The sequence below is a fragment of the Mesorhizobium sp. M6A.T.Ce.TU.016.01.1.1 genome (assembly GCF_003997065.1).
Taxonomy (GTDB): Bacteria; Pseudomonadota; Alphaproteobacteria; order Rhizobiales; family Rhizobiaceae; genus Mesorhizobium; species Mesorhizobium mediterraneum.
The window spans coordinates 1-1,633 of sequence record NZ_RZTJ01000079.1 but is presented as its reverse complement, the minus strand read 5'-3'; the positions used below and the strand labels follow the sequence as shown (position 1 = coordinate 1,633).

The window sequence follows — 1,633 nt, the reverse complement described above, 5'->3', positions numbered from 1 at the left end:
TCGAGAAAACCGAACGGCTTACTGCAACTCTCGCGCGCGTCCGGCGCCATTCCTGGTTTCCCAGATTGACTCGAAGTTGCGTAGCATCACTTCCGCGACGCTGAAGGTGTGCTTTCCTTGCCGGGAAGTTAGGCGAGCGTCGATGTCAGGATAGATAAAGAAAGGAAGGGAAATTCGTTCGGCCGGACCACTGTGTACGACCCGATGCGGTGTGCTCCTGAAGCGGTCGTCGCTTAGGGCCTGAAGCATGTCGCCCAGATTGACCACGAGACTGTCGGGGAGGCTCGGCGCCGGCATCCAACGCCCGCCGAACCACACCTGCAAGGAGCGCGTGGGGAGTTCCTCCTGCAGCAGCAGCGTGAAGAACCCGTTGTCGGTATGCTTTCCAGCTGTGCCGCCAGTAGATGGATATCGGATCACGCGTTGGAGGACCGTCGGCGGGCTGAAATGGCGTGGGAACCAGCCCTCTTCCATATCGAGCAGGTCGGCCAGCGCGGTCCCGAGCTGCGGCACAACCTCGTTGACCACGGTAGCCTGCAGAGCAAGCAGGCTTCGAGCGAAACCAGGAGCTAACGCGTCATCCGGAAGGCGTGTGCGACCAGCAAACGGACGCCGGTCACCTTCATTCTCGATTCCGAGGTCGAACATTTCCTTCGGATCGGGGCCGGCGTCGGGATGTAGCACCTCCCCGTGCAATGGACTGTACCCACGAGCGGTAGCAGGGTACACGTTTTGTGCGGAGTGACCGAAGCGTTCCTTTGCCGACTGTGGCAACGCGAAGAACCGCCGGCAAGCCTTGATCGCTTCGGAGATCTGTTCTTTCGGGATTCCGTGCTCAAGGTAGAAGAACCCGTACACCTCGCAGGCCAGGCGAAGGCGATCGCGCTCTTCGTGTCGCGTTGCATCGGATGACAGTTTCGCCAGTGAGATTTGCGGTAGCGTGATCATTGTTGCTCCTTCATTGGTGCGTTGGCTTTATCGGTCACCTGGAAAACCCAGTAATGCGCGCCCTCCTCCGCGATGTATTTTCCGTCGTTGAGACATTGGGCCGTCACAAGCACGCCCGTATCCTGTAGACGCCGCACTTCATCCCCAAAGGATGTGGTCTCCGCATAGCTCTTGCGGGTGCTTGCGATGATGAATCCGTTGGGGCGCGTCACGCGAGCCAGTTCGCGCAGTGCGTCCGGTCGGATGTGCCCGAGCGTGAAGACGCCGCAGCAGACCGTAATGTCATAGCTCGCGGTGGAGTAGCCGGAGAGCGGCCCGTTAAGGTCGACATCGCCTCGGACATGCCGGTATGCGCGGGTTTTCCGGGCCTGTTCGGCCATCTCCTCGGAGAGGTCGATCCCGTCGATCAACCGGAAGCCGAGGCGTTCCAGTTCCACGCCGACGAGGCCCGTTCCGCAGCCGGCGTCCAGGATTGCGATGGCTGCTCGCTTATTGGCCAAATAGGCTGTCTGCACCGTGCCCGCCAGTTCCGCAACAATCGCCGGCCCGCAGTATTCATCCCGGCCGACATCCAACTCGTAGGAACTTGCCCATTCACGATAAAAGCGTGCCAAGCGATCGACGTCGCCGTCGAGCGCATGGGAATCCTTGATGCGTTTGCGTGCGGCTTGCTCCAGTGCGGTCC

Annotated in this window: 2 protein-coding genes; both read right to left on the bottom strand. The window is 60.6% G+C overall.

Features of this window, described 5'->3' with window-relative positions:
* Window positions 1-18: 18 nt before the first annotated feature.
* Entirely contained in the window at window positions 19-948 is a 930-nt protein-coding gene (locus tag EOC94_RS33260; protein ID WP_127295856.1) for a 2-oxoglutarate and iron-dependent oxygenase domain-containing protein, read from the bottom strand.
* Window positions 945-1,633: class I SAM-dependent methyltransferase (locus EOC94_RS33255; RefSeq protein ID WP_148128456.1), on the bottom strand; the 689-nt coding region annotated here is incomplete at its 5' end. The genes EOC94_RS33255 and EOC94_RS33260, both read right to left, overlap by 4 nt.

Bases quoted from the DNA above. Each gene is read 5' to 3' on its own strand.
- EOC94_RS33260 (WP_127295856.1), bottom strand. From the start codon at position 948: ATGATCACGCTACCGCAAATCTCACTGGCGAAACTGTCATCCGATGCA.